The organism is Amycolatopsis sp. TRM77291, from assembly GCF_054166285.1.
In genome coordinates this window covers 7,671,532-7,690,377 of sequence record NZ_JBSZHF010000001.1, presented here as the reverse complement: position 1 = coordinate 7,690,377, position 18,846 = coordinate 7,671,532, and the positions used below count along the sequence as shown (strand labels likewise).

At 69.9% G+C, this 18,846-nt stretch carries 20 protein-coding genes and 1 tRNA gene; 10 read left to right on the top strand and 11 right to left on the bottom strand.

Going from position 1 to position 18,846, the window contains the following annotated elements:
- The first annotated feature begins 20 nt into the window (after positions 1 to 20).
- Together ACXIZN_RS36015 and dnaN are read left to right on the top strand one after the other, a co-directional pair.
- Complete coding sequence (locus tag ACXIZN_RS36015; protein ID WP_457960684.1) at positions 21 to 1,283, top strand: MFS transporter; 1,263 nt, start codon at positions 21 to 23, stop codon at positions 1,281 to 1,283.
- A gap of 9 nt (positions 1,284 to 1,292) precedes the next feature.
- Positions 1,293 to 2,357: a DNA polymerase III subunit beta gene (dnaN, locus tag ACXIZN_RS36010; RefSeq protein ID WP_457959340.1), complete on the top strand. Its 1,065-nt coding sequence runs from the start codon at positions 1,293 to 1,295 to the stop codon at positions 2,355 to 2,357.
- Between the two features lie 246 nt (positions 2,358 to 2,603).
- Here the strand turns inward: dnaN and ACXIZN_RS36005 are convergent, their stop codons facing one another.
- The 7 genes from ACXIZN_RS36005 to ACXIZN_RS35975 all read right to left on the bottom strand — a co-directional run bounded on the left by ACXIZN_RS36005 (position 2,604) and on the right by ACXIZN_RS35975 (position 6,964).
- Positions 2,604 to 2,855: a glutaredoxin family protein gene (locus ACXIZN_RS36005; RefSeq protein WP_034314716.1), complete on the bottom strand. Its 252-nt coding sequence runs from the start codon at positions 2,853 to 2,855 to the stop codon at positions 2,604 to 2,606.
- Positions 2,852 to 3,622 (bottom strand): MBL fold metallo-hydrolase, encoded by a 771-nt coding sequence (locus ACXIZN_RS36000; RefSeq protein WP_457959339.1) that lies wholly within the window; start codon positions 3,620 to 3,622, stop codon positions 2,852 to 2,854. Before ACXIZN_RS36000 ends, ACXIZN_RS36005 begins: the two co-directional genes overlap by 4 nt.
- Positions 3,619 to 4,431, bottom strand: coding sequence for an NUDIX hydrolase (locus tag ACXIZN_RS35995; protein WP_126730029.1), 813 nt, complete (start codon positions 4,429 to 4,431; stop codon positions 3,619 to 3,621). Before ACXIZN_RS35995 ends, ACXIZN_RS36000 begins: the two co-directional genes overlap by 4 nt.
- Before the next feature lie 90 nt (positions 4,432 to 4,521).
- On the bottom strand, positions 4,522 to 5,667 hold the full coding sequence (locus ACXIZN_RS35990; RefSeq protein WP_457959338.1) for a hypothetical protein: 1,146 nt from the start codon (positions 5,665 to 5,667) through the stop codon (positions 4,522 to 4,524).
- A 38-nt stretch (positions 5,668 to 5,705) separates the two neighbouring features.
- Positions 5,706 to 6,335 (bottom strand): hypothetical protein, encoded by a 630-nt coding sequence (locus ACXIZN_RS35985; protein WP_016337887.1) that lies wholly within the window; start codon positions 6,333 to 6,335, stop codon positions 5,706 to 5,708.
- Positions 6,335 to 6,790, bottom strand: coding sequence for a RidA family protein (locus tag ACXIZN_RS35980; RefSeq protein ID WP_257483249.1), 456 nt, complete (start codon positions 6,788 to 6,790; stop codon positions 6,335 to 6,337). Before ACXIZN_RS35980 ends, ACXIZN_RS35985 begins: the two co-directional genes overlap by 1 nt.
- 12 nt (positions 6,791 to 6,802) lie before the next feature.
- A complete protein-coding gene (locus ACXIZN_RS35975) occupies positions 6,803 to 6,964 on the bottom strand; it encodes a DUF4177 domain-containing protein (protein ID WP_005166970.1) in 162 nt (53 codons plus the stop codon).
- Between the two features lie 129 nt (positions 6,965 to 7,093).
- Here ACXIZN_RS35975 and ACXIZN_RS35970 point away from each other — a divergent pair, with 129 nt between their 5' ends.
- Genes ACXIZN_RS35970 through ACXIZN_RS35955 form a run of 4 tightly spaced genes read left to right on the top strand, consistent with a single transcriptional unit; the run spans position 7,094 to position 10,467 of the window.
- A complete protein-coding gene (locus ACXIZN_RS35970) occupies positions 7,094 to 8,038 on the top strand; it encodes an esterase/lipase family protein (protein WP_457959337.1) in 945 nt (314 codons plus the stop codon).
- A gap of 23 nt (positions 8,039 to 8,061) precedes the next feature.
- Positions 8,062 to 8,310 (top strand): hypothetical protein, encoded by a 249-nt coding sequence (locus ACXIZN_RS35965; protein WP_457959336.1) that lies wholly within the window; start codon positions 8,062 to 8,064, stop codon positions 8,308 to 8,310.
- Positions 8,311 to 8,332: 22 nt separating this feature from the next.
- The gene (locus ACXIZN_RS35960) at positions 8,333 to 9,337 is read left to right on the top strand and encodes an ArsA-related P-loop ATPase (RefSeq protein WP_034314838.1); all 1,005 of its coding nucleotides are present in this window, start codon (positions 8,333 to 8,335) and stop codon (positions 9,335 to 9,337) included.
- Positions 9,337 to 10,467 carry an ArsA family ATPase gene (locus tag ACXIZN_RS35955; protein WP_126730022.1) on the top strand — a complete coding sequence of 377 codons (1,131 nt, stop codon included), beginning with the start codon at positions 9,337 to 9,339 and terminating at the stop codon, positions 10,465 to 10,467. Before ACXIZN_RS35960 ends, ACXIZN_RS35955 begins: the two co-directional genes overlap by 1 nt.
- Before the next feature lie 63 nt (positions 10,468 to 10,530).
- Here the strand turns inward: ACXIZN_RS35955 and ACXIZN_RS35950 are convergent, their stop codons facing one another.
- Entirely contained in the window at positions 10,531 to 10,848 is a 318-nt protein-coding gene (locus tag ACXIZN_RS35950; protein WP_005166974.1) for a WhiB family transcriptional regulator, read from the bottom strand.
- Between the two features lie 350 nt (positions 10,849 to 11,198).
- On the opposite strand from ACXIZN_RS35950, the gene ACXIZN_RS35945 reads away from it, so the two are divergent.
- From ACXIZN_RS35945 to ACXIZN_RS35935, 3 genes are all read left to right on the top strand, one after another.
- Positions 11,199 to 13,367, top strand: coding sequence for a transglycosylase domain-containing protein (locus ACXIZN_RS35945; protein ID WP_457959335.1), 2,169 nt, complete (start codon positions 11,199 to 11,201; stop codon positions 13,365 to 13,367).
- Between the two features lie 275 nt (positions 13,368 to 13,642).
- Entirely contained in the window at positions 13,643 to 14,569 is a 927-nt protein-coding gene (locus ACXIZN_RS35940) for a metallophosphoesterase (protein ID WP_318780623.1), read from the top strand.
- Between the two features lie 29 nt (positions 14,570 to 14,598).
- Positions 14,599 to 14,672: transfer RNA gene (locus ACXIZN_RS35935), tRNA-Pro, on the top strand.
- Positions 14,673 to 15,418: 746 nt separating this feature from the next.
- Here the strand turns inward: ACXIZN_RS35935 and ACXIZN_RS35930 are convergent.
- Positions 15,419 to 16,111, bottom strand: a complete 693-nt coding sequence (locus ACXIZN_RS35930) for a methyltransferase domain-containing protein (protein ID WP_457959334.1) — start codon at positions 16,109 to 16,111, stop codon at positions 15,419 to 15,421.
- Between the two features lie 39 nt (positions 16,112 to 16,150).
- Between ACXIZN_RS35930 and ACXIZN_RS35925 the strand changes: the two genes are divergently transcribed.
- The gene (locus ACXIZN_RS35925) at positions 16,151 to 17,995 is read left to right on the top strand and encodes a prolyl oligopeptidase family serine peptidase (protein WP_457959333.1); all 1,845 of its coding nucleotides are present in this window, start codon (positions 16,151 to 16,153) and stop codon (positions 17,993 to 17,995) included.
- Between the two features lie 13 nt (positions 17,996 to 18,008).
- On the opposite strand, the gene ACXIZN_RS35920 is transcribed toward ACXIZN_RS35925, so the two are convergent.
- Together ACXIZN_RS35920 and ACXIZN_RS35915 are read right to left on the bottom strand one after the other, a co-directional pair.
- Entirely contained in the window at positions 18,009 to 18,194 is a 186-nt protein-coding gene (locus ACXIZN_RS35920) for a 2-hydroxymuconate tautomerase (RefSeq protein ID WP_101611157.1), read from the bottom strand.
- A gap of 10 nt (positions 18,195 to 18,204) precedes the next feature.
- Positions 18,205 to 18,831 (bottom strand): TIGR03085 family metal-binding protein, encoded by a 627-nt coding sequence (locus ACXIZN_RS35915; RefSeq protein WP_457959332.1) that lies wholly within the window; start codon positions 18,829 to 18,831, stop codon positions 18,205 to 18,207.
- Positions 18,832 to 18,846 lie beyond the last annotated feature (15 nt).

Genomic DNA, 18,846 nt, shown 5'->3' with positions numbered 1-18,846 from the left:
TGGTACGCGTGTCCCAGTCTGTGTCCGCTTCCGCCGAGAGCCACCGCACCTCCCTCGCCGACTACCGGGCCGCGCTGACCGCGCCCGGATCCCGCGGGGCGGTGATCGCGTCCCTGCTCGCCCGCCTGCCGATCGCGATGATCGGTATCTCCGCGCTGCTCTACGTCCAGCGTGAGACGGGCTCCTTCGCCGCGGCCGGACTGGTGTCGGCCGGGTCGCTGGTGGGCGTCTCCGTGGGCGCGGTCGCGCAGGGACGGCTCATCGACCGCTTCGGCCCGACCAGGCCGCTGCTGACCACCACCGTGCTCTTCGCGCTGGCGATGACGGCGCTGGTGTTCGCGATCGAAGCGCACGCGCCGACCCTCGTACTGGTCCCGCTCGCCTTCGGCACCGGGATCACGGAGCCGATGGTCGGTTCGGCCTCGCGCGCGCTGTGGACCCGGCTGCTGCCCGCCGGGCCGACGCGGAACGCCGCGTTCTCGTACGAGGCGATCAGCATGGAGGTCTTCTTCATCCTCGGTCCCGGGTTCGCGGGGCTGCTGATCGCCGCGCCGTGGGCGGGCACCGGCATCGTGACCGGCTCGCTGACCATGATCGCGGGCGCGGTCCTGTTCGCGCTGAGCCCGACCGTGCGCGCGTGGGGGCCGTCGCCGTCGACGGGCGGCAAACTGCTCGGCGCGCTGGCCAGCCCCGGGATGCGCACGCTCGCGATCGCCGCGCTGGGCTTCGGTGCCGTGATCGGGTTCGTCGAGGTCGCCGTCCCGGCGGCCGCCACCGAGGCGGGGAACACCTCCATCGGCGGCCTGCTGCTCTCGGCCTGGTCGGTCAGTTCGGTCGCGTTCGGTGTCGCGTACAGCCTGCGTCCGTGGCCGCGCCAGATGGGCCTGCGGCTGCCTGTGCTGCTGGCCGGATTCGGCGCGCTGGTGGCACTGCTCGCCCTGCCCGGCTCGCTTTGGGGTCTCGCGCTCGCCATGCTGGCCGCGGGCGCGCTGATCACGCCGCAGTCGACGACGCACTCGGCGGCCATCGAGATCGCCGCGCCGAAGGGCACGGCGGCCGAGGCGTTCGGCTGGGTGCTCACCGCGGTGACCCTCGGTCTCGCGTTCGGGCAGTCGATCAGCGGCTACCTCGTCGAGCACGCCGGACACGAAGCGGCGTTCCTCGCCGCCGGCGGTGTCGGGTTGGCGCTCGCCGCGGTGGTCTGGCTGCTGCGCGGCACTTTCCGCCCTCGGACGGCCGGAGCCGTCACCGAATCGCCCGAACTTGTCGGTGCCGCCCGCTAGCTTGCGGGCATGGACCTGACCGCCGCCACCCGCTCCCTCTCGTCCGCCGTTTCCGCCGCCGCCCGGCTGTTGTCGGCCCGCGCCGGCCTGCTCCTGCGCGCCGGGAAGGACGGGCTGACCGTCGGCGGCAGCGACAGTGAACGGGCGGTACTCCTGACCAGTGACGCCATGGTCCACACCGACGGTGAGGTCCTCGTCCCCGCCGGGCCGCTCGCGGAGACGCTGCGCATGCTCGATGACGACCTGGTGCGCCTGGTCGTCGAGGGTTCGCGGCTGGCGGTGCGGGTGGAGGGTGGTCGTTACGCGCTTCCGTTGCTGAGCCGCGAGCTGAACCTGCCGGACATGCCGCCGAAGGTGTCCGAAGTGGACGGTCACGCGCTGGTGACCGCGTTGCGCACGGTCGCGGGCACGGCGGCGAAGGACGACGCGCTGCCGATGTTCACCGGCGTCCGCGTGCAGAGCTTCAGCCGGGAGCTGCGGCTGACGGCGTCCGACCGGTACCGGATGGCCGTGGCGACGCTGCCCCTGCGGTCCGAAGGCGAGCCGATCGACGCGCTCGTCCCGGCGGGCCTGCTCGCGGAGACGGCGAAGCAGGCACGCGGCACCGTCGGGCTGCACGGCGACAAGACCCGCTTCGGGCTGAGCTGGGCCGGCGTCACCGTCACCACAGCCGTGCTCGACGCGGGTTTCCTGTCGGAGAAGCTGATCGAGTCGTCCACTGTGGACACCACGGTCGAGGTCGCCGCCGACGCGCTGGCCGCCGCCGTGCGCCGGGTGGGCGTCTACGCGGACGATCGCCGGGTGCTGACGCTGGAGGTCGGCGATTCGCACCTTCGGCTGGCCAGTTCGAAGCAGGACACCGGGGAGGCCGAAGAAACCTTGAAGGCCGAGGTTTCGGGCGGCCGGACCTCACCCTCGTTCCAGGCGCGCTACCTGCTGGACGCGCTGCAGGGTTTCGCCGGGGAACGGGTGCGGCTCGAGATCCAGCCCGGGATGCGGGCCTGCGTCATCCGGGCGGTGGAGCCGGGCGATGTGGAACTGACGTACTACGTGATGCCGATGCTGGCGCGCTGACGCTGGGGCCACGCCTCGGTTCGGGGAGTGTCGCGAAAGCCACTTTCGCGACGTCTGATGTCCCGAAAGTGGCTTTCGCAACGTGGTAGCGGTGAGCACGAGGCGCGCCGGAAAGAGGACAGCACCCTTCAGCCGAGTGTCGCGAAAGCCACTTTCGCGACATCTGATGTCCCGAAAGTGGCTTTCGCAACCACCGGCCTCGGCGCTCCGATTCGACGCGGTACCCGGTCCGAACGCACTGGCGACTCAGGCGGAAGCGGCCTTCACGGCGGCCTCGATCTCACCGAACGAAGGGTTCACCATCGCCTTCGAGCCCACGAAGACCGTCGGCACGACCTCGTTCCCGTTCGCCACGGAACGCACCCGCGCGGCGGCGTCCGGGTCCTCCCAGATGTTGACCCTCTTCACCTTGAAACCGCTCTTCGACAGCGGCCGTTCCAGCGCGGCGCAGAACCCGCATCCGGGGCGCCAGTAGAACTCGACCTCGACGTCACTCATTCGCCGTCCTCCGACCTCAGGTAGTCCAATTGTGCCTGCACACTCCACTCCGCGGGCGCCCACAAAGCCTTGTCGACGTCGGCGTAGACGACCTCGACGACCTGGCGCGGGGTGGCGTCCGCGCCGAGCTTCTCCAGCGCGGAACGCACCTGGCCGAGCCGTTCTTCCCGGTGCGCCAGGTATTCGCGCGCGGTCGCGGCCAGGTCGGGCAGTTCGGGGCCGTGTCCCGGCAGGCCGATGGTGCCGCCGGGCAGGCCGATGAGCTTCCGCAGCGTGCGCAGGTAGTCACCGAGGTCGTGCAGCACGGTGGTGCCGCGCCCGAGGATGGTGTCGCCGGTCAGGATCTGCCCGTCGGACACCAGGCAGATCGAGTCGCCGGTGTGGCCGGGCGTGTGCAGCACCGACAGCCGGACACCACCCGCCTCGATCACCTCACCGTCCACAAGGGACTTCCCGCCGACGCAGAGCGACTCGTCGAAGGCCCGCACCGGGGCGCCGACGCGCTCGGCGAACCAGGGCGCGCCCTCGGCGTGGTCGGGGTGATGGTGGGTCAGGACGATCAGTTCGACGGCACCGGTCTCCGCCAGCAGCGTCAGATGCTCGATGTCCTCGTGCCCGGGGTCGACGACCACGGAGCCTGCCGCGCCGGGCCCGCGCAGCACCCAGGAATTGGTGCCCTCCAACGTCATCGACGACGGATTGTGCTCCAGCAGCACGGAAGCTGTCGGTGTGATCTGGCGCAGCACGCCGTACGCGGGGGCGCTCATGCCGGGTCCAGGACGACGCGGACCTTGTCGCCTTCGCGCACCAGCGTCGGCATGATCTTCGAGATCTCGCGTTCGACGGCCTGGGCCGCGGCCGCCGAGTCGAACTCGCCCAGTTCCGAAAGCGTCATCCAGGTCGGTGGCATGAGCATGCGGCGCCCCTCCTTGGCATCGGCGATGGCCTCCTCGGGACGCTGCCAGCCGGAGCTGACGGCCTCGGAGGTGGCGCCGTCCGCCTCCTGCCCCTCGGGCAGCACGGCGACGAAGAAGCAGGTGTCGTAGCGGCGCGGTTCCTGCGGCGGGGTGACCCAGTTCGCCCACGGGCGCAGGAGATCCGCGCGCAGCGTCAGGCCGTTGGCTTCGAGGAACGCGGCGAGCGAGAGTTCGCGGGAGACCAGCTTCGCGCGGGCGTCGTGGTAGGGCGTCGTATCGGTGACGACGGCGTCCCCGACGCTCGCGAGCAGCACGCCCGACTCCTCGAACGTCTCCCGCACGGCCGCGCACACCAGGGCACGGGCGAGCGATTCGTCGCAGCCGAAGCGTTCCGCCCACCACGCCGGCCCGGGGCCCGCCCAGCTGACGGAGGTGTCGACATCGCGGGAATCCACGCCGCCACCGGGGAAGACGGTCATCCCGCCCGCGAACGGCATGCCCTTCACCCGGTGCTGCAGGAAGACCTCGACGCCGTCGGCGCCGTCCCGGAGGAGGATCACGGTCGCCGCGTCCTTGGGCGTCACCGGCTCACCGTCGGCGTTGGCGCGGGTGCCCACCCCGGCCCCCACCGGGATGTCGAATGTCAGTTCTTCAGCCACACCCGCAACCTAACATCGCGTTTCGTCCTCTGGTTGCGATCGTTGCGCGTGCAACTACCGCATTCAGAGGACGAAACGCGTGGAACTCCGTCAGGAAGACCAGCCGCTGCTTCGCGAAGCACCGTTCAGCCGGATCTTCGCCGCTTCGGCGCGCTCCCGTTCGGCGAGCTCGGCGTGCAGCTCGCGCAGGAGCGCGCGGTCGCGCTCGCTCAGGCTGGGGTCGTCGAGGTCGAGAGCGGGCAGCTCGACGACCTCGTGCATGCTCGGCTTGCCCGTGGCGATCTCGCGGCCCTTTTCGGGGTCCTCCTTGAGCGCCTGGCGCAGCTGCGCCACCTCGGCCGGCGTCAGGTCGGCCGTGCGCTCGGCGCGGGTCTCCGCCCGCGACTTGCGCGGCGAGGCCGGCTCCGGCGAGGACGACGACGGCGTCGCCGCGGGCGCCTGCTGCACGATCGGCACCACAGGCGCGATCGGCTCGACCGGTTCGTGGCTCCCGCTGCCGACCGGCCGCAGCCCGTGCCTGCTCGGCTGCTCCTTGACCGGCTCGGGAGCCGGGGCGGGAGCGGGCGGCGGGGTCACCGGTTCGGACCGAAAGTCACTGGAGTGGGTACTCCCGGTGACCCAGACAGGACTCGCGGCCGACGAGGCGGCCTGGTGGTACGCGGACCGCGCGACGCCGGGTCCCGCGACCTCGACGACCGAACGGATCCCCGCGCGGCGAAGCGCGGTGTCCACGCGGAACGCGACCGCGGGCGGATTGCCCTCCGGGCCGATCTCGACCAGGACCACCCGCTGCGGCAGCGCGCCGGGCACACTGCCCGCCGGCGTGTTCCGCCACACCGCGTGCACCGACCGGACGTCCGGCAGCACCTGCAGGGTGCGGTCGAGCGCCTCGGCGAGGCCGAATTCGGGCTGGTTCTCACCGGTGAACCGGTGGGTGAGCACCGGCTCGTCCTCCTCGACGACCAGCAGGTCGTTCGCCAGGGTGGCGTCGGACCTGCTCATCTCGAGGACGAGCGCGAGTTCACGCTGTTCGGCCGAGCTCACCGGGATCTTCCCCGCGATCAGGGTGCCGGTGGTGAGCTCCACCGCTTCGTCGATGTGCGCACGCGCGATCAGCTCACGCGCTTCGGTCAAAGCACTGTCGTCGATACGACCCGCCAGGGCCAGTAACAGGTTGTGCAGGCGCAGGGGCACCGAGAACCCGTCCATGGGCGGGCCGTCGTGGACCTCCACCATTGCTCTGCTCCCTCCCGGCTCGCCTGGTGGAGCGAGCGTTAAGCGGCGACCAGCCGACTTCCGGTGTCCACCGCGCCCACACAGACCAGCTCGGAGTTGGCGAGCGCGGTGCGGTGATAACCGGTGAGGTCGATGCTCGGCGGGAGAACCTCGACGCCGGGCTCCTCGTCACCCAGCACGCGCAGGACGCGCTGCAGTTCGCCGGTCAGCCTCGGCAGCCCGTTCGTCGCCGTGACCAGGAGGACTCGTTTCGCCCCACCCTCGCCGACCACACCGAGGTGTCGCCAGCTTTGCCGCACTTCACCCACATCCGGCCGTCCCCGCAACGTTGCGTGGATCAATACGGACACAGAGTCGACGGAGTTCACCCATTCGGGCGCACTCTGCGTGAATGTGTACCTGGTCTCGGTGACGTCGTCTACCCCCAGGGTGGAACTCACCTGATGCCAGTCGGCTCCGTGAGGGATGAGCCCGGCGACTAGCAGGCGATACTCCGTTTGATCAAGGTCGATCCTGTGCTTAAGCAAAGACCTGGGCAGGGTCCGTGCGAGCGTGCCCATCGCGCCTTCGCCCAGCCAGTCACGGAACCGCCACAGGAGCTGGTCCGGCAGCCGACCGGCCAGCCGGAGCAGGAGCTCGTGCGAGGACCGTTCGATGTCCGGGTCCATCACTTCACCTCCACGATCAGTTCGATCTCGACCGGCGCCCCGATCGGCAGCTCGGCGACCCCGACGGCCGAACGGGCGTGGATACCCGCCTCGCCGAAGACCTCGCCGAGCAGCTCGGACGCGCCGTTGATCACCGCGGGCTGACCGGTGAAGCCCTCCGCGGACGCCACGAACCCGACGACCTTGACCACCCGGACGACGTTGTCGATGCCGACGACCGAGTCGACCGCGGCGAGGGCGTTGAGGATCGACGTCCGCGCGTACTGCTTCGCCTCTTCGGGGCTGACCTCGGCGCCGACCTTGCCGGTCGCTTCGAGCTCACCCTTCACGAAGGGCAGCTGCCCGGCCGTGTAGACGTGCGAACCGGTGCGGACGGCCGGCACGTAGGCCGCCAGCGGGGCGGCGACGGCAGGCAGCTCGATGCCGAGCTCGGCGAGTCGATCGCTCCAGGTCATGGCTTCAATCCCTCAGTTCTTCGCTCGTTTGAGGTAGGCGACGTGCTGCTCGCCGGTCGGGTTCGGGAGCACGGTGACGAGCTCCCAGCCGTCCTCTCCCCACTGGTCGAGGATCTGCTTGGTGGCGTGGATCAACAGGGGGACGGTCGCGTACTCCCACTTGGTGGCGCTCATGCCCGGGAGCGTAGCCAAACCGGCAAGCGCGCCCGACACACATGCGGAAAACCCTCTCGCGGACGGTTCGCCGAATTCCCGCCGATGTGGTTCACTTCACACCTACTCGGGAGTAGATAGGACGCCGACATGCGGACGACGAAGTCTCTCGCCGCCACCTTCCTGGCCGCGGCCCTTGCCCTGAGCTGCGCTTCACCGGCGAACGCCGACGAGGAACTCCCCGTCCCGTGGACGCTGGCCGCGGCACTGCCCGCGCAAGCGGCGAATCCCGGCGGCCCGCCGCCCGGCTCGAACGACTTCGGCTGCCGTCCGGGCGACACCCATCCGAATCCGGTGGTGCTCACGCACGGCCTCGGCGCCAACCAGACGGTGAACTGGCAGACGTTCGCCCCTCTTCTCAAGAACCAGGGGTACTGCGTCTTCTCCCTGACCTACGGCATCCCCGGGAAGCCGCTGCCGGTCTACCAGCCCGGCGGTCTCCTTCCGATGGAGCAGAGCGCGAAGGAGCTTTCGGCGTTCGTCGACAAGGTGCTCGGCGCGACCGGCGCGTCCAAGGTGGACCTCCTCGGGCATTCCGAAGGCACGCTGATGCCTTCCTATTACGTGAAGTTCCTCGGCGGTGCGTCCAAAGTGGACAAGTACGTCAGCCTGACCCCGCTCTGGGACGGCACGACCTTGCTCGGCGCTTCGCATCTGTACGCGCTCGCCGCCGCGCTGGGGCTCGCGCCCGGGTTCAACGGCATCCTCGATCCGGCCTGCGGCTCGTGCCGCCAGTTCCTGCGCGGCTCGGAATTCCTCACGAAGCTGCGGTCGGGCAACGGCGTCTTCCAGCCGGGCGTGACCTACACGAACATCATGACCCGCTACGACGAGGCCGTCATCCCGTACACGAGCGGGATGGGCAAGGGGCCGAACGTGAAGAACATCGTGCTTCAGGACGGCTGTGTGCTGGACCTGGCCGAGCACGCCGGCGTCGCCGCCGACAAGAACGCGGCCGGGCACGTCCTCAACGCGCTGGACCCGGCGCACGCGAAGCCGGTCCCCTGCGTGCCCGCGACCCCCATCGGGAGCTGACCCAACGGCGCTACGGTGGGCCCGTGGAGACCTGGCGTGTGGTCGCGACCGTCCTGCTCGCCGCGGCCGGGCTGCCGCTGGTGCTGGTCCTGATGGCCAAGGCGCGGGACCGCACGGACAGTTCGGGGACGGTCGCGATCACCGGCGCGGTGGCCTTCGTCGTCCTCCTGCTGCTCGGTGTGGTGATGCTCACGGTGCTGCCCGGCGTCCTGACCTGGAGTCTTCTGGGACTCGTCGTGGCCGCGCTCGGCGTCATGATGCTGGCGGGCTGACCGCTCAATTAGGGTGGGACCGGTGAGCACATCCCTTGCCGGCTGGACCGACGAACTCGCGAGAGCCAGGCTGCATTTCGTCACCGGTAAGGGCGGGACGGGCAAGACCACGCTCGCCGCCTCCCTCGGCCTCGCGCTCGCCAAGGGCGGGCGCCGCGTGCTGCTGATCGAGGTCGAAGGCCGCCAGGGCATCGCCCAGCTCTTCGACACCGAGCCGCTGCCGTACGCCGAGCAGCGCATCGCGGCCGTTCCCGGCGGCGGCGAACTGCGCGCCCTGCACATCGACGTCGAGGCCGCGCTGCTCGAATACTTCGAGATGTTCTACAACCTCGGCTTCGCGGGGCGGACGCTGCGGCGGATGGGCGCGATCGAGTTCGCGACCACGCTCGCGCCGGGGCTGCGCGACGTCCTGCTCACCGGGAAGATCAAGGAATGCGTCGGCCGCACCGAATCGGACGGCCGCCACACCTACGACGCCGTCGTCGTCGACTCGCCGCCCACCGGCCGGGTCGTGAAGTTCCTCGACGTCACCAAGGCGCTGACCGATCTCGCCAAGACCGGCCCGATCCGCGGCCAGGCCGACGGCGTCGTGCGCCTGCTGCACTCCGGTGAGACCGCGGTCCACCTGGTGACGCTGCTGGAAGAGATGCCGGTGCGGGAGACCGTCGAAGCCGTCGCCGAGCTCGACGGCGCCGACCTGCGCCCCGGCGCGGTCCTGGTCAACCGGGTCCGCCCGCCGCGCCTGCCCGCCCGCTCGGTGACCGCCGCCGCGGACGGCCGCGTCGACGCCTCGCGCGTCCGCGCCGGGCTCGCGTCGGCCGGGCTGAACCTGCCCGACAGCACCCTCGACGCGCTGGTCGAGGAGACCGTCGAGCACGCCGTGCGGGTCGCGGCCGAGCAGCGCGCCCGCGAGCAACTGGCCGAAGCGGACTTGCCCGGCCTCGAACTGCCGGACCTGACCGACGGCGTCGACGTCGCGGCGCTCTACGACCTCGCCGAAGCGCTGACCGAGCAGGGGGTGCGCTGATGTCGGACATCCTGGAGGTCGACAAGCTGATCGACGATCCGGAAAGCCGGGTCATCGTGTGCTGCGGGTCCGGCGGGGTCGGCAAGACGACCACCGCGGCGGCGCTGGCGTTGCGCGCGGCCGAACGCGGGCGGCAGACGGTGGTGCTCACCATCGACCCGGCCCGGCGGCTGGCGCAGGCGCTCGGCCTGCGCGAACTCGGCAACCACCCGAAGCAGGTGCAGGTCGAAGGCTTCGAGCCCAAGGGCGAGCTCTGGGCGATGATGCTCGACATGCGCCGCACCTTCGACGACATGGTGCGCGTGCACGCCGGCCCGGAACGCGCCGAGCAGCTGCTCCAGAACCCCTTCTACCAGACCATTTCCACGTCGTTCTCCGGAACGCAGGAGTACATGGCGATGGAGAAGCTGGGGCAGCTCGCGGCCACCGACGAATGGGATCTGATCGTCGTCGACACGCCGCCGAGCCGGTCCGCGCTGGACTTCCTCGACGCGCCGACGCGGCTTTCCAGCGCGCTCGACGGACGGATGATCCGGCTGCTCACCGGTCCGGCCAAGGCGGGTGGCTGGGGCTTGCGCAAGGTCGTCAACGCCGGGTTCTCGATGTTCGCGAAGGCGGTCTCGACGATCATCGGCGGCCAGCTGCTGACCGACGCTTCGGCGTTCATGCAGGCCTTCGACAGCATGTTCGGCGGCTTCCGCGAACGCGCGCGCAAGACCTCCGAACTACTGCGGTCCGGCGGCACGTCGTTCCTGGTGGTGGCCGCGCCGGAGCCGGACGCGCTGCGCGAGGCGTCCTACTTCGTGGAGCGGCTCTCGGAAGAGAGCATGCCGCTGGCCGGGCTGGTCGCGAACCGGACGCACCCGGTGCTGGCGCCGTTGTCCAGCGCCGAAGCCATCGCGGCCGCCGAGCAGCTCGCGAAGGGCGAGGCCGGCGCCCCGCTGGCCGAAGCCGTCCTTCGGCTGCACGCGGACCGGGTCGCGCTGGCCGATCGAGAGACGCGGCTGCTCGCCAGGTTCACGCGGGCGCATCCCGAGGTCCCGCTGGTGCGGGTGCCCGCGCTCCCCAGTGACGTGCACGATCTCGAAGGCCTGCGCGACATCGGGACCAGGCTCGCCACCCAGTCCTGAATCTCCGTGAATGGCCCCTTCCCTACCTTGGACTCAGGGAAGGGGCCGTTCACGAAACCATGATCACGAGACTCGGACGCGTACGTCTTCCTCTTCGTCGATCCCGGTGAAACTGCGCTTCGCCGCTTCAAGCAGGTCCGCCCAGCTGGAAACGTCCGGCCGCCGCCGCAGCAGCGCCCGCCGTTCCCGTTCGGTCATACCTCCCCAGATACCGAAATTGATCCGGCCATCGAGCGCTTCGGCGAGGCATTCCGTCCTGACCGGGCAACCGAGGCAGACCGCCTTGGCCCGGTTCTGTTCCGCCCCCCGGACGAACAAACCGTCCGGATCGGTGTCGCGGCACGACGCATTGACTCGCCAGCTCGACTGGTTGGTTTCCATACCCCCAGCTCCCTACCCTGGTGTTCGACACACCACGGGGGGACGAAAAGCCTGCGCTCCTGCCCCCATGAGCGTGTCTCCCTGTGTGCTCACGTCGGTTGAGCCGGCACCTCCCCGGTGCCGGTGCCTCCGTTCGGCCGAATGCGACTGCCGCTCGCACTCACCCGTCTGTCGGCTTTTTCATACGTGAGACGTTGACGGACTGTAGGGGCCCTCGGTTCCCCCCGCCAAGCCCTAGAATGCCTGCCGTTACCGAACGTCACCTCATGGGGTCGATTTCGTGACCGAATACCCACTTACAGCGAGGTGACGTCACGGTGGGCTAACGGGATCCGCGTACCCTGGTCCGCGTGCGCAAAACAGACGGTCTGCTGAAGCTCATTGGCCTGTGTGTGCTCGCGGGGGTGCTGGTCGCGGGGATGTTGTTCCCGGTGGCGGGTGCCGCGGGGGTGCTGTCGAACCAGGCGAGCGAGACCGTCGACAAGACATCTTCGGATCTGGCGGACATCCCGCCGCCCTTGGTGACGACGATCACCGACAACACCGGCAAGCAGATCGCGACGCTGTACAAGCAGTACCGCATCCCGACGACCGAGACGCAGATCAACGACGCCATGAAGTGGGCGCTGATCTCCGTCGAGGACAAGCGCTTCTACGAGCACAACGGGGTGGACTGGAAGGGCACGCTGCGCGCCGCGGTCAGCAACAGCACCGGCGGGGACACGCAGGGCGCGTCGACGCTGACCCAGCAGTACGTCAAGAACTATCTGATCAACGTCGTCTACCGGGACGACAAGCCGGGACAGAAGCGCGCACAGGAGCAGTCGGTCGCCCGGAAGCTGAAGGAAGCCCGGATCGCGATCCAGCTCGAAACCAAGCTGAACAAGATGCAGATCCTGACCGGCTACCTGAACGTGGTCGAGTTCTCGCGGGAGATCTACGGCGTCGGCGCGGCCGCGAACGCGTACTTCAACACACCCGTCGAGAAGCTCACGGTGCCGCAGGCGGCACTGCTGGCCGGTCTGGTGAACAACCCGATCGTCAACGACCCGTGGAAGAACCCCGCGAAGGCGACCGAGCGCCGGAACCTGGTGCTGGACCGCATGGTCGACAACCAGAAGCTCGCGAAGGTGGACGCGGAGCGCTTCAAGGCCGAGCCGCTCGGCGTCGTCGAAGGCGGCCCGCAGAAGCCCGCCTCGAACTGCACCGGCGCCGGTCCGGAAAACGGTTTCTTCTGCCAGTACGTCGAGGACTATCTCCTCAAGTCCGGAATGACGAAGGACGACCTCTACACCGGCGGCTACCGGATCAAGACCACTTTGGACGAACGGGCGAACCACGAAGCCAAGATGTCGGCCGAAGCCCAGGTCAAGAAGACCCAGGACAACGTCGCGAACACGCTCTCGCTGGTGAAGCCGGGCAAGCAACGGCACGAAGTCGTGGCGCTGGCGGCGAACCGTGACTACGGGCTCCACGAGGACCAGGGACAGACGACCTTCGCGCTGCCTTCCGGCGTCTACAACACCGGTGGCGCCGGGTCGGCGTACAAGGTCTTCACCGCCGCCGCGGCGTTGGAAGCGGGCGTCGCCGGGATCAACTCCCCCCTTCCGGTGCCCGACTTCTACACCTCCCACGTGTTCGCCGGTGGTGGCCCCAAGTGCGCCCCGACCGGGCCGCCGTTGCGCTCCCGCTGGTACTGCCTCGGCAACGCGGGTGACTACAACCCGGCGGGCGGGGCCATGTCGATGCAGCAGGCGCTGGCGACTTCGCCGAACACGGCGTTCGTGGCCCTCGAAGAGAAGGTCGGGAGCACGGGCCCGATCGTGGAGATGGCGCGCAAACTCGGCATGCGCGACACCATGGCCAGCAACCTCGGCGGCGGTGCCGTCGACCCGAAGTCCGACAACCCCGGCGCCAACACCAGTCAGCTTCAGGCCTTCGGCCCGAGGCCCGGGTGGCCCGGAAACGCGTCGTTCACGCTCGGCCCGGCTCCGTTGAGCGGCCTGGAGCTGGCGAACGTCGGCGCCACGATCATGAGCGGCGGCGTCTGGTGCCCGCCGACGCCGCTGTCCGGCGTCACCGACCGGGATGGAAAGCCGGTGCCCGTCAAGGAAGCCGCCTGCGAGCAGGTGGTGCCCGAAGGGCTCGCCAACACCCTCGCGGTCGGTATGAGCCGGGACAGCCAGCCCGGCGGGACGTCGTTCGGCGCCGCGAGCGGCGCCAAGTGGAACCGGCCGGTGATGGGCAAGACCGGGACCACCCAGAGCAACGGCTCGGGAACGTACCTCGGGGCCACCCCGCAGCTCGCCGGCGCGGCGATGGTGTTCCGTCCGAAGGGTGGAAACGGCGGCCTCTGCTACCTCGGGCCGGGTAACGTGACCACCCGCGGCTGCGAAAACATGTTCGGCGGGAAGACGCCGGCGCAGACCTGGTTCGGGGCGATGTCGAAGATCCTCGAAGGCCAGGAAGCGCTGCCGCTGCCGCAGCCGGACCCGAAGTACATGGGCGGCGGACGCTGACCAGGTTCACCAGCGCAAATCACGATGCGTCACACGATTCTAACTTTGAGTGAGCACCTGGCGGCCTAACGGGGAACAGCGGTCGACGGGATCATGTCGGTCGATCGCGCCACCCCGCGCCGACCACGGAAAGTGAAGAAAAGAGGCCATTCCAGCGATTTACCGAGATCGCCGGAATGGGGGCGAACGATCACCACCGAAGAGCACGTAAACTGGACATTGTGAGCACGCTCAGTAACAAAAGCACTTCGGGGGCGACGGTACGGCGCTTGGCCGTGGGAACCGCCGCCCTGGGAGCCGCGACCCTCGGTTACGCGGTCGGAATCGAAAGGCGCCGGTGGACGCTTCGCACCGCGGAGCTCCCGGTCCTCGCGGCAGGGGCGAAGCCCTTCACGATCCTCCACATCTCGGACCTGCACATGCTGCCCGGTCACGTGAGCAAGCAACGCTGGGTAGCGGCGCTCGACGAACTCGAACCGGACCTGGTCGTCAACACCGGTGACAACCTGTCACATCATCAGGCCGTCCCCTCGGTGCTGCGCGCTCTCGGCCCCCTGCTCGACCGGCCCGGCGTGTTCATCTTCGGCAGCAACGACTACTACGCGCCGAAGCCGAAGAACCCCGCGCGCTACCTCATGCCAAAGGGCAAGAAGAAGCGCATCCACGGCGAGCACCTGCCGTGGCGCGACCTCCGCGCGGCCTTCGTCGAGCACGGCTGGCACGACCTCACGCACGTCCGCCGCACCATCGAGGTCGCCGACCAGTACGTGTTCACCGCCGGCGTCGACGACGCGCACCTCCACCGCGACCGCTACGCCGACATCGCCGGCCCGGTGGACACCGCGGCCGCCGTCCGCATCGGCGTCACGCACTCGCCGGAGCCCCGCGTCCTCGACGAGTTCGCCGGCGACGGCTACGACCTCGTCCTCGCCGGGCACACCCATGGCGGGCAACTCCGCGTCCCTGGCTACGGCGCACTCGTCACCAACTGCGAGCTCGACCGCACCCGCGCCCGCGGCGCGTCCCGCTGGGGCGCCCAGATGTGGCTTCACGTCTCCGCCGGACTGGGCACTTCGCCGTACGCTCCCGTCCGCTTCGCGTGCCCGCCCGAGGCGAGCCTGCTGACCCTCGTCCCACGGGGTACGACCAGCGACAATCGCCGGAACGCGGCCCCCCGCAAAGCCCGGAACACCGTCCGCTAGACTTCTCCACGACCCGTTAAGCAGTACCCCGGGGTGTGGCGCAGCTTGGTAGCGTGCCTCGTTCGGGTCGAGGAGGTCGTGGGTTCGAATCCCGCCACCCCGACGTTGAATCGAAAGAGCCTTGCTCGCTTTGGCGAGCGAGGCTCTTTCGCTTTGTGGGCTTTGGGGTCCGGCTTTTGCGTGTCCTGAAGGGCACCTTTGAGACGCTCAACGTCCCAAAGGTGCCCTTCAGGACACGGGATCCGTCGGACCAAGCCGACCGACGCATAGCCGCCGCGGGCCGGGTGGCCCCGCGCACCGGGCGAGGGCCATGCCCGCTTGGAGCGCCTTCGCGAAACTCTTGCCGCTGCGTGTCGCCAGCCTCCGGCCCGCGGTAGCCCAGCCCATCGGCCAGCCGCCGCGCACCGGCCAGCCCTCGGCCATCGGCCGGCGGCCGCCCATCGGTCAGCCGCCGCCCATCGGCCAGCCGCCGTGCACCAGTCGGCCCCGCCCACCAGACAGCTCCCGCCCCACCGGCCAGCCCAGCGTCCACCGGGCAGCCCCCACCGGCCAGCCCAGCGTCCACCGGGCAGCCCCCACCGNCCGGGCGAAAGCGGGGGCGGCGGGGGTGGTTGTCCACAACAGCGGGCGGGTGTGGACAACCGAAGGGGGCGTCGGCATCGGGGGTTCCCAATGCCGCATTGGGGACACTGAGCGTCTCCAATGCGGCATTGGGGACACCGGCGGAGGGCCCAAGCAAGCGGCGGAGGCGCCGAAGCAAGCGGAGAGCGGCAGTGGCGGGCCCAAGCAATCGAAGAGCAAGCGGTGGCGAAGCCGAAGCAACCGGAGGAGCGAAGCACCGAAGAGCGGTCAGCGGGTCGCGAGCAGCTCGGTCCAGCACTGCGCGAAATCCCCATCCCCCGAGCGCGCCCACGACCAGGCCGAGCGGGCCGCCGAAGCGAGCTGGTCGCGGTCCGGGGTCGTCGCGGTTTCCAGCGCGGTCACCAGACGCGCCTCGACGGACATCGCCAGCGCCCGGTATGTCATATCCGTGCGGTAGCGGGTTTTCGTTCGCACGTCGGTGAAACCGGCGGCCGTGACCGCGGCGGGCAGCGAGCGTCCGGCGAACGGGTCGCCGCCCGCGCGACGCCACAACAGGTAGTGGCCACGGAGGGCGGCGTCGACGTTCGCCGTCTTCGGCCGCAGCCGCGCCCGGCTCCAGTCCGATGTGGACAGTGCGAGGGTGCCGCCCGGTTTCAGTATCCGCCGGAGCTCCGCCAGCGCGGCGCCCGGTTCCCTCAGATGCTCGAAGACGGCGTGCGCGAAGACCACGTCCACCGACGCTTCGGCGAACGGCAGCGCGCACGCCTCCGCCACCAGAAAGTCCACTGTGGACTTTCTGTGCCCGTTGCCGATACCGAGGGTGATCGAACCCGGCCCGCAGCCGACGTCGACGCACCCCATCCCCGGCCCGAACAGCGGTTGCGCGAACACGGCCCGCTCGACCGCCTGACGCGCGAACCGCGCGGACACCGCGGCGCGCGGCGCGTTTCCCTCCAGCACCCCGCACACAGTACGGCTCCGGAGTGGCAGGATCGAGGGGTGAGCACGCAGCCAGGCAATGAATATCCGTCCGCGGTGGTCCCGGACCGCCTGTTCGACGACGCCGAAGCCGAGGCCAGGTGGCGGGCCCGCTTCCGCGCGCCGCGCATCTCGGTGCCCGAATGGGCCATCGACGCCCCGGACGCCAACGTCTACGTCTCCAACGCCAGCGGCGTGTGGGAGGTCTACTCCTGGGACCGGTCGACGGGCGAACACCGCCGCGTCACCGATCGGCCCAACGGCACGATGCACGCGACCCCGTCCCCCGACGGCCGCTGGATCTGGTGGTTCAACGACACCGACGGTGACGAATTCGGCTCCTGGGTCCGCGAACCGTTCGCGCCGGGGGCCGCCGCGGAGCGCGCGGTGCCGGACGTCCACGACGGCTACCCCGCCGGGCTCGAGATCGGCACCAAGCTGGTCGCCGTCGGCGTCTCGACCGACGACGGAAGCGAACTTTTCGCCCATATCGACGGCGAAACCACGTCCTTCTACCAACACGAGGACGACGCCGGGATCGCCTCGCTGTCCCGCGACGAGTCGCTGCTCGTGATCTCCCACTCCGAGCACGGTGATTCACGACACCCCGCGCTTCGCGTCCTGTCGACCGACGGCTTCACGACGGTCGCCGACAAATGGGACGGCGAGGGCAAGGGCCTCGGCGCGCTGGAGTTCTCCCCGGTCGAGGGCGATCAGCGGTTGCTGGTGCTGCACGAGCGGCGCGGTCGCGAAGAACTGCTGATCTGGGACACCGCCGCGGACACCGAGCAGGAGATCGAGCTGGACCTGCCCGGCGAGGTGGTCGCCGGCTGGTACCAGGACGCGCGGGCGCTGCTGGTGGTCCACTTCCACCAAGGCCGCAGCTCCCTGCACCGCTACGACCTCGCCAGTGGCGAATTGTCCTCTTTGGACACCCCGCCCGGGCGGATCGGCGGCGCGGGAGTGCGGCCCGACGGCACCGTCGAGTACTCGTGGTCCAGTGCCGCCCAGCCGACGGCCGTGCGCGCGCGGACGGCGGACGGCGAAGACTCGGTGCTCCTCGAACCGCCGGGCGAGCGCGCCCCGGAATCCGTACCGGTCACCGACGCGTTCGTCGACGGGATCGGCGGGCAGATCCACGCGCTCGTCTCGCGCCCGGCCGACGCGCCGGAAGGCCCGCTTCCCACGGTCTTCTCCTTGCACGGCGGGCCGCATTCGGCCGACGAGGACCGCTTCTCCGCGTACCGCGCCGTGTGGCTCGACGCGGGATTCGCCGTCGTCGAGGTCAACTACCGCGGCTCGACCGGATACGGCTCGGCCTGGCGTGACGCCATCGAAGGCCGTCCCGGCCTGACCGAACTCGAAGACGTCGCCGCCGTCCACGACTGGGCGGTCCAAAGTGGACTTTCAGACCCGGAGAAGTGCGTGGTGAACGGCGCTTCGTGGGGCGGATACCTGAGCCTGCTGGCGCTGGGCACCCAGCCGTCGCGCTGGGCGGCGGGGATCGCCGGAGTGCCCGTCGCGGACTACGTCGCCGCGTACGAGGACGAGATGGAGCAGCTCCGCTCGTTCGACAGGGCGCTGTTCGGCGGTTCGCCGGAGACGGTGCCGGCGGTGTACCGGGAATGCTCGCCGATCACCTACGTCGAAGCCGTGACGGCGCCGGTGCTGGTGCTCGCCGGGGACAACGACCCGCGCTGCCCGATCCGGCAGGTCGAGAACTACCTCGACAGGCTCGCGAAGCGGGAGATCCCGTTCGAGTTCTACCGGTTCGACGCGGGCCACGGGTCGCTGGTGATCGCCGAGACGATCAAGCAGACCGCGATCGAGGTGTTCTTCGCGCAGCGGGCGGTCGGGCTTCGCTGACCCCGGCGAGGGGTCAGCGTTCGGAGAAGAGAGTCCCGCCGGACGCCCAGTGTTCGGCGGGAATCTCGTTGATCGTCACCCAGACGCCTTCGGCTTTGCCACCGCAGGTGCGGACGAAGGCGTCGGTCACCTCGCGTACGAGGGCCTGCTTCTGCTCGGCCGTGCGGCCGGGGAACATCGAAACACTGATCATCGGCATGGCCGGAACTCTAAAGGCCGCGGTCGTGCTTCCGGAGCCTGTCCACCGCGTAAGCGTCGCCCTCGAAGGTGAGACGGACGGCGTCGCGGCCGAAGACGAACAGCAGCAGCTCGATCGGCGCGCCGATCACGGTCACCGTGTCCGGGCCTTCCTTCACCCGCGCTTCGCGGCCTTCGGGGGTTTTAAGGATCACGCCGACCGGCGATTTCCGCAGGTTGAGCTTCGAGGCCTGCTTGGCCGACTTCCACGCCGCCGCGTCCCGCGCGGAGTCGGCCGGACGCGGTTCCCAGCCGGGCTGTCCCCGGCGGACGTCCTCGTGGTGGATCAGGAACTCCGCGCTGTTCGCCAGCTCGTCGAGCGCGCCGATCGACGTCGGCCAGAACCAGGCGGGGCCGGACCTGACCTTGCCGACGACCTCGGACCACGGCCGCGCGGCGTAGGAATCCTGCACGCGCTGCGTGTACGAAGCCAGCGCCGGGACCAGGATGCCGGGCGCGGCGTCGGGCCGCCGCTCGCGGACCAGCAGGTGCGCCGCGAGATCCCGCGTCTTCCAGCCCGCGCACAGGGTCGGCGCGTCCGGGCCGACCTCTTCGAAAAGCTCGCTCAACGCACGACGTTCGTCTCCGGCGACTCCCATACCCCACGACGTTAC